Origin of the sequence: Bacillus cereus group sp. BfR-BA-01383, assembly GCF_022663495.1 — a bacterium.
Classification (GTDB): Bacteria; Bacillota; Bacilli; order Bacillales; family Bacillaceae_G; genus Bacillus_A; species Bacillus_A cereus_AU.
Genome location: NZ_JAKUFP010000066.1, coordinates 1 through 8,237, shown reverse-complemented (window position 1 = coordinate 8,237; position 8,237 = coordinate 1). Strand labels below are relative to the sequence as shown.

Genomic DNA, 8,237 nt, shown 5'->3' with positions numbered 1-8,237 from the left:
CTCTAATTTTTCCCATAGAAAAATCCCCTCCATAGTAAACAGGTTAATGTGCTTTCTTTTTCCTGTCTACTATAAGGGGATCATATCATTGGTGAGTTCTTCTCTTTTTTTATTTACTAAAGTTTACTATTCAAAGTGCTTATTGCAATTGCTTTAAGCTGAATTTTAAATTATAAATTCTGATTTTCATACTTCTTCACGAGTCGATAAAAAGAAAAGAGTATCTGCTCCTTCAAAAATAAGTTATAAAAGAGTTTTGTTTTCCTGTAACACATTATCTATCCTGCTATTCGCAATCAGTACGCTCCCGTACTGATTAAAGTTTCACTTTATAACCTGTTTGCAATATTTACACGTACCACGCCTCCGATAATAGTAAGCAATCGTAGCACCAAACAGAGCCACTCCCCAAATTGGCCATAATAACTCTGGACCTTCCAATGCCCATCCCCTATGATCTAGACCCCCTTTATTAATAAACCCCCGGATGTACATCAAACCTGCTGAAGTAACCATAATGGAAACCAGTGAAGCAGGAATAATTGTTAATGACAGAGGTACACGCCTACCAGCAATAAATGGAAACCAACGCGGGAAAATTTCTCCCCAGGGCTGAATAAGTCCCAGCGTAAGAATTGCCCCTCCGAGCGCTACGGTAGCTAAAGATGCGCCCATTAACCAAATTCCGGGTGAATCACGTTCAAAGGAATCAAGTAATTCTTTGGTAGTTCCCAGTGGAATGCCTAGCGCCCAACACCATCTTGTTATGGAATAACAGATAGGAATTATTATGGCAATGTAAGTGCACCATTTCCCCCAAGATGCTGCCGAGGATTGTGATGTCCATTTAGAGGGATTACTATTTCGGCCACAATACGGACAAGCATTTCGTGTTTGACGTTGATAGACTAAAGCAGTCGCACTCCATAGAAATGCTCCTAGCATACTAATATATTGATTTATAATCGTCCAATACATCATCTGTTCAAAAAATTTCACTCCATGCGGAAAATCAAATGGCGCTCCAATCAAAAAGATAAATCCATATGCTGCAGACGCTAAAACACGGTAGTCAATAACTGCAAATAATAGAATCGCTACTAACATATACACAAATATGAGTAATACTATTCGTAACAGGCCCTTGCCCCAGCCACGAATCATCATGACAGCTACAATGACCCCCATTAATCCAAAGCCAACCATTATAGGTGCACCAGTCTCAGGCCTCAAACCAGCTAGCATTGAGTATTCAGATTGTGGATCCCCTATTCCAAATGGAAATCCCTTTCCTCCCAACGCCCAATACTGACCTAATATCAAATACATCAACGACCAAACAACCGCCGTATAACCAATCCATTTGGGCCATAATGATAACCATCTAAAAATATGAATTCCATTTTCGCTTTTCTTCTCAGTATTTGACATCGCGAAACAACAACTCCTTTTTTAGAAAGTGATAATGCTAGAACCTTTTACAATATTTACACTGCCCTCGCCTCCTTTGACAGTAAGAAATAGTCGCTAGCCCTAATGCTATTCCCCATGGAAGCCAAAATAGTGAAGGCCCTAATTCTCCCCAATTTCCAGTATTGATGGAACCGTCCAATATTTTTGAAAGGATAATCGGACTTATTTTTAATCCTGCAAGAATGAGGAGAACAGATGCACATGTTGCTGGTATCACCGCGAACCAAATAGGAACACGTTTTCCACCCAAATAATAGAACCAATGGGGAAACTTCTCTCCCCATTTTTGGATAAGTCCCCATGTCAAAATGGCACCGCATATAGGTAATCCACCAAGAACAGCCTCTGTCATACGTTCTGAAAGTGACTGGCTACTAATTGACATTGCTGCCGCATTACTCATTCCCAATGGAATCCCTGCAGCCCACGCTAAACGGACAATCGCATAAGGAAGTGCCATAACGATAGCAATATAGGTTGCATATTTCCCAGTTTTATTTCCGGCAATTGATATATCTTGAGTCTCTTTTTGTCGCCCACAATTTACACATGCTCCTAGGCTCCGCCGCTGATAAGCTAAAGCTGTGGCTCCCCATAAAAATCCTCCTACCATACATAGAAGTTGATTTATGACAGGCCAATCGATGAGTTGAAAATGTAGCATGAATGAATAAGCGAAATTCTGTAATACCCGGACATCCGGAATCACAAACACTAGTGTGATACACATTATCCATGCGAAAATGAGCAGGATTGCACGTGGAATTATTTCTCCCCACATTCGGATTGTAGCCAATGCAATGATTGATCCAAGCCACCCGATGCAAGCGATTGTTACTCCTCCCACATCTGATTGTATATTTGCTAAAAATGATCCCATCATAAACCCTCTGGGATCATTTTCACCAAAAGGGAATCCTGTGCCTCCTAAAGCCCAATACGCTCCCAGAAACCCGTAAGAAATGGACCAAACTGCAGTTAAATAGGCAATCCACCGATACCAATTTGATAGCAAAAACTTCCGCTTTTCCGCCCTGTCTTTCAATGTACCTTGTGAATAGTGATTTTTCGACCGTCGTATATGATTTAACTTAAAAACCATATTCTTCAACTCCCCAGTGTATATTGATGAATAAGTTCATATTATGATAAGAAAGCTAATTTGAAACGAATCCACAGAACTGTTTATAAACAGTTCTAGAGGTCCGTTTAGTGAAGAAATTCCATAATCACAGTTGTAAGATAACAACCTGGAAATATTGAAAAATAAAAATACCAATTCCGCATAATGGAATTGGTATAAAAAATCTTCTCATCTATATTAATAATTTTTTTCCTTATTCGGACGCATAAACCCTTGTTCCCAGGCAAAAACAGCAGCTTTCGTACGATCAAGCATATGAAGCTTACTTAGAATGTTACTAACATGGCCTTTAACTGTCTTTTCACTAATGAAAAGCCCTTCAGCAATTTCGGCATTCGTAAGCCCTCTAGCAATGTAATAGTAATGAGAATAGCAATACACCTGAAGAAAACATTAAAGAAGTTGATTTTGTTGCTCACTGGGTACCAGAACGTTTTGTTTCTTTAACTAGCTCTTTTTATTCTGAATCAAAAACAATTCAAGAACTGTGGAAGGTCGTAAGACAGTGTAATAAAACTATTAACTTTACTACCGGTGATAAAGCATTTGATAACGACCAGGAGCTTACTATCGGCTTAAACGCTATTAAAGAGTTTGTTATGAAAATCAAGTCTGGTACAAAAATGAATAAAGGTAAATTCGCTTATTTCAACGGAATTGTAAATAACTTAATGGACAAGTTCTACTTTGATAGTGAGTTTATGGGAGTATAAAAAAACTCCCAAACGCTGAGGAACCAATAAGGGAATTTTTTAAAAAGCATATGGAGCGGGATTTTCTACAACCGTAATACATTTTTTCATATTGTTAAAACACTCAAAATTTCTCTTAAGGATGGGAAATCTTCATATCTTATTTATATAATTTATGTTATGGTACAATATGTTAATTAATTACAATACTTTCTAAAAGGAGGATACATAATGAAAGCAAAGAAACTAGTAAGTTTAGCACTTCCAATCATGTTATTAGGAGGGTGCGGAACAGACAAAGCAGAGACGAAAGCAGACACGAAGATAGAAATAAAAGCAGAAGATAAGGAAAAACTATCGACAGAAGCGTACCCTTCACGTATGTCAAACTTACATTATGAATTAAAGTTAAAGATGGAAGAAATAACTGCACTAGCAGGAAGAAAAGACATGGATGTGAAAGAACAAAATAAGGAAATCTTAAAAGGTACAGATGAATTACAACAAATATTTGTTAAGTTTTACAAGATAGACCCACCAAAAGAGTTTGAAGAAGCACACAAAACTCTTTTAAAAGCAGTAGACTGTTATAAAGAAGCGTTTGACACACAATTAAGTCTAGCAAAAAGTGGTTCTGTAACAAAGAAGAAGACGGAACAATTAAAAGAATTAATGTATAAAGGTAATGACTACTTAGAAGAAGGTATGGAACCAATTGAAAAAGCTGTAGACCATACCAAAAGATAGAATAACAGTATTCAAACAGAGGGGTTTTACATATGAGACGAAAAATACTAGTAGTCGTAATCATAGTTCCTGCTCTCTTTTTCGCTCTTGCAGGGGCAATAGCTAGTTTAGGGACTGGGGAAACATCGGTAGTGGCGAGAGTAATGTCCATAGTAGTACCTGTTCTTCTACTAGCATGGATAATAAAGAGATACACGAATAAGGAAAAGAAGTCTACTAACACAGTAATCGAAAGAGTGTTTGAGACAGACGAAGAAGGTAGACTAACGAGTACAGTAGATTATGTTGCAAAAACGCAAGGGGTATGTATGGTTTGGACAACATCCCAAAAGAAATTCGTAGAATTAGAGAAGAAAGACCCTTCATTCCTTAACACGCATAAGGAATTAAAGCAAGTAATAGGTGAAATGAAATCAGCAAACAAGAAGTTAAGAGAGATTAAACCACCAAAACAGTGTGATAGTATACAAGAAGAATTATCTAAATCTCTAGTTGTATTTGATAAAGGGTTAGACACAATGGTAGAGGGGTTTACTACGTTAGATGAAACAAAGATTAATAAGGCATCTGACTTGATTGACGAAGGTAGTGACGGTCTTATGAAGGGACTTGGCATTATTCTAAGCTTAACAAAAACAGAAGAATAAAACAAAGGGGTATATAATAATGAAACGTAAACTATTAGCAGTAGCATTACCAATTACACTAGCATTAGGAGTAGGATGTTCAAATAAAGACGTTGCAGAAGACAAGAAGACGGATAGTCTTCAAGTAGCAGATAAAGATATTCAAGAAGTATCAAAGGGTAAAGAAAAATCAGAAACTAATGCAGAGAAAGAGTATAAATCAAAATTAAACTCTTTATTAGCAGATGTAACAAAGCAAGCACCTGAGTTAAGTGCTATTTTAACTAGTGATAAACCTCTAATTGAAAAAGCAAATGAATACATGGAGAAATCTGAACCTTTGAAAGAAACATCAGATAAGATAAGTGCATTAGACCCTGGTGAAAAATATAAAGATGTGCATACTACTGTACAGAAAGCTATGTATAAGCTAAAGTCTGGTACGATGGTAATAGGTCAGGGGTTAAACTTAAAGGATGATTCTTTAGTTAAAAGTGGTGCAGAATCAATGGAAGAATCATCTAAACTACTATTTGAAGCAGATACAAAGTTGAAAGAGATTAAATAGGCATAAGGGAGCATACACCGTTGAAACGCAAGATGTTAGCAGTAGCCATCCCCTTAACTTTAGTGTTAGGGGTAGTAGGTTGTTCAAACAATGAAGAAGAAAAGAAGACTGATAATGTAAAAGCAGAAGATTATAGAGACACTGATAGTCTACAAGACGCAGAGTCAGAAAAGAAACCTTCTGTAGATTTCATAAAAATAGTAAATGATGAAATAGACAAGGTAGAGAAGAAAGAAGAACAGATTGACAAGAAAGTAGATTCGATTAAGAAGAATAATGGGACTGGTGAAGGTAGTAAAGACGGTACATTAGGGTCTTATCAAGAAAAGGTAGAACTAGCTTTACAGAAGGTATCAGATGAAATGGAAGCTACAAAACCAATCGTCCAAAAGGATATGACGTTAAAAACAAATAAAGACGAGTTAAAGAAACAGTATGATAAGGTAAAAGAGCAGGTTGTTAAACTGTCTGAAATAGAGCCACCTACAGAACATGAAAAATTTAAAGAAGAATTAAAAACGAATGCAGAACTTTTTGTAATGTATGTAGACAATGTATTTCAAGCCTTAAACAAAGAAGACGAAGCAAAAGCAAAGTCTGAAATGTTAAGTATCTATGACAGTTTAAAATATATAAAACAAACAGTTGGGGAAATAAGACGTACAGAAAATTAACTCAAGAAGAGGGGTATATCAATGAAACGTAAATTATTAGCTTTTGCAGTAGTTCCAATGTTGTTAGTAACTGGGGTAGGTTGTGAGTCAAAAGAGAAGAAGAAAGACGAGGTAATGGAAGCTTCTGTTAAAGAGAATAAGCAAGAAGACTATAGTAAGAATGCAACATACTTACTTAAAGATTACACGGAACAAACAGAAGAAATTCAAGACCTTGTAAACAGCCGAAAGTCCAATAAGAAAAAAGCTGAAAAGTTAAAAGAACTATCAAAACCTTATTTTGAGTTAGTTGATAAGATTGATAAACTAGATTATGCATTAGACCCAGACAATAAAACACCAGTAAAAGTAACGAAAGCAATGATATACTCTAAATCAGGGGTAGAAAATATGCAAACAGCTTTAGAAGAAAATGATGAAGATTCGATTGGATTCGCTAAAAAGAATATAGACGAAGCTATTGAAATAGTAGACAAAGCAACAAAAGAACTAAATAAAAAGAAATAAAAGGGGAAATTATCAATGAAACGTAAATTATTAGCTTTAGCAATTCCAATGTTATTAGTAACGAGTGTAGGTGTAGGTTGTAGTACAAAAGAAAAGCAGTTACTTATGAATGCTAAAGTTTAATACATAGTAAAAAAGCCGACTCAATTAAGAGCCGGTTTCTTTTATGTTAACGTACGTTTACGTATGCATCACTAGCTGTAATGTAGTACGTATTCCCTTTCGAATTGTGTACTTTGTATTGTGGCGATCCATTGACAGTTACTTTTTCATCGACTGTAAACCCTAGTCCTGCATCTAAAGTACCAGCAACGTCTTTATCCTGCCAAGATGGAGAGTCATAGAAACGTAGATTGTTAACTTTAGAAACAACGCACTTCCCAACAATAGAAGAATCCACTGTGCTTTTCTTTTCAAACTTCACATAAGATGGATCGTTTTTAATCCATTGCTCACCACCAAGATTTAACCAACCATCCTTTTCAGCTCATACTATATAAGCTTCTGGCTTGTTTAATTGGCGAATTTTAGAATAACTTGTACCCGGTCCCTTACGTAAGTTCACGTTGTATCCTTCAATTACAGCAATTCCGTCTGTTACTGCAGTTGGTACTTCTGCTGGTTTAGATGGTTTTTCTGGAACTGTTACTTCTACACTAGAATTATTGTATGCACGTTGTACATCAGCGCGGAATTGAGCTTCAGAGACACCGTGAGATTTTAAGTACTCAAGTGGATCTTCATGGTCTGTTCCACCAAGATATTTTGTAACATCATTGTGAGTCCATAACCCTTTTTCCACAGATAATCCACGATCACGTAAGATTTTAGCTAGTAACTTTACATATTTATCATAGCTGCGTTTGAATTTCTCGTAATCTCTCGTTTCACATAATTCTACATGCACTAACCTTTTGCTTGCACCTGGTCCAGCTCCATAGGCAATGTATTTTGTATCAGCAATTTGGATTGTTTCGTCCCAATCAACTGCATAATGAACAAATGCTGAGCGCCATGTACGAGACTCATATTTTTGAATATTGATAGCTGGTGCTTCTGGAGTTGCTGTAGAATGTGCTACAACGCCCTCATATGCACCTACACCATAACGGTATGGAACTTTAGGTAAATCATTAATAATAAGTGTTCTATCAGCAAAAACGCTTGCTGATGAAGTGAATGTAATCATAACAGCAGTAAAAATTGAAACTAAGAATTTTATAGATTTATTCATTTTTCATCACCATTCCCCATGATTTTTTGTTTGATATCTGATACATCTTTTGATAGTGAACTAAATGCCTTGGCTTGCTCCTCAATTACACCTTGGTTTTTTTCAATGACTTTTTGATACTGTTCTTCACGCTGTTCATTCTTTTTTTGCGTAGTAAAAAGCATCCACACGAATAACGCTACGAATGCTCCTTGTTGAACCATTGAATTAAAGATTGCATCTTCCATTGTTCTCATCCCCTTTCCAAAATAAAAAGAGGACCACATTATGTGACCCTCTCAATCTATAAAAGCTGTATTATATTAAAAAATTATTTATGAACTAACATATCTTTCAATCTATAATTTTAATAAAATGATACTATATTAAAATTATAGGAGGGTTCCCTTTGAATTTTTTAGGTAAGTACGCGTAAAAGGCGAAAAAGAAAAAGCAAAAGGGATACAAATACATACAAAACTATAAAAAAACGGCAAGCGGATATCTGAAGTGAACCCGAATAGTGGTACATGAAAAAAACACCTCCTGAATTCGCATACTAAGTATGCAAATTCAACGGAGGTGTTTTTCAT

General features: G+C 36.1%; 8 protein-coding genes and 3 pseudogenes. 6 read left to right on the top strand and 5 right to left on the bottom strand.

The features are described from left to right. Positions 1–324: 324 nt before the first annotated feature. The 3 genes and pseudogenes from MR065_RS26415 to MR065_RS26405 form a co-directional block, all read right to left on the bottom strand. On the bottom strand, positions 325–1,431 hold the full coding sequence (locus tag MR065_RS26415; protein WP_313895174.1) for a hypothetical protein: 1,107 nt from the start codon (positions 1,429–1,431) through the stop codon (positions 325–327). Positions 1,432–1,468: 37 nt separating this feature from the next. Beyond that, positions 1,469–2,575 (bottom strand): hypothetical protein, encoded by a 1,107-nt coding sequence (locus tag MR065_RS26410; RefSeq protein WP_242215659.1) that lies wholly within the window; start codon positions 2,573–2,575, stop codon positions 1,469–1,471. Positions 2,576–2,794: 219 nt separating this feature from the next. Then, positions 2,795–2,971: pseudogene (locus tag MR065_RS26405) on the bottom strand (response regulator transcription factor); the annotation flags it as partial. Between the two features lie 2 nt (positions 2,972–2,973). Here MR065_RS26405 and MR065_RS26400 point away from each other — a divergent pair. The 6 genes and pseudogenes from MR065_RS26400 to MR065_RS26375 form a co-directional block, all read left to right on the top strand. Further along, positions 2,974–3,330: pseudogene (locus tag MR065_RS26400) on the top strand (hypothetical protein); the annotation flags it as partial. A 210-nt stretch (positions 3,331–3,540) separates the two neighbouring features. Continuing rightward, positions 3,541–4,056, top strand: a complete 516-nt coding sequence (locus MR065_RS26395; RefSeq protein ID WP_002191506.1) for a DUF7018 domain-containing (lipo)protein — start codon at positions 3,541–3,543, stop codon at positions 4,054–4,056. 32 nt (positions 4,057–4,088) lie between these two features. Next, positions 4,089–4,703: a DUF7018 domain-containing (lipo)protein gene (locus MR065_RS26390; protein WP_242215658.1), complete on the top strand. Its 615-nt coding sequence runs from the start codon at positions 4,089–4,091 to the stop codon at positions 4,701–4,703. Between the two features lie 19 nt (positions 4,704–4,722). After that, complete coding sequence (locus tag MR065_RS26385; protein WP_242215657.1) at positions 4,723–5,250, top strand: DUF7018 domain-containing (lipo)protein; 528 nt, start codon at positions 4,723–4,725, stop codon at positions 5,248–5,250. 20 nt (positions 5,251–5,270) lie between these two features. Then, positions 5,271–5,924 carry a hypothetical protein gene (locus tag MR065_RS26380; protein ID WP_242215656.1) on the top strand — a complete coding sequence of 218 codons (654 nt, stop codon included), beginning with the start codon at positions 5,271–5,273 and terminating at the stop codon, positions 5,922–5,924. Between the two features lie 21 nt (positions 5,925–5,945). Further along, a complete protein-coding gene (locus tag MR065_RS26375; RefSeq protein WP_242215655.1) occupies positions 5,946–6,431 on the top strand; it encodes a hypothetical protein in 486 nt (161 codons plus the stop codon). Between the two features lie 169 nt (positions 6,432–6,600). Here MR065_RS26375 and MR065_RS26370 read toward each other — a convergent pair. Together MR065_RS26370 and MR065_RS26365 are read right to left on the bottom strand one after the other, a co-directional pair. Then, a pseudogene (locus MR065_RS26370) lies at positions 6,601–7,620 on the bottom strand (N-acetylmuramoyl-L-alanine amidase). Positions 7,621–7,661: 41 nt separating this feature from the next. Then, on the bottom strand, positions 7,662–7,892 hold the full coding sequence (locus MR065_RS26365) for a BhlA/UviB family holin-like peptide (RefSeq protein WP_242215654.1): 231 nt from the start codon (positions 7,890–7,892) through the stop codon (positions 7,662–7,664). Between the last annotated feature and the right edge of the window lie 345 nt (positions 7,893–8,237).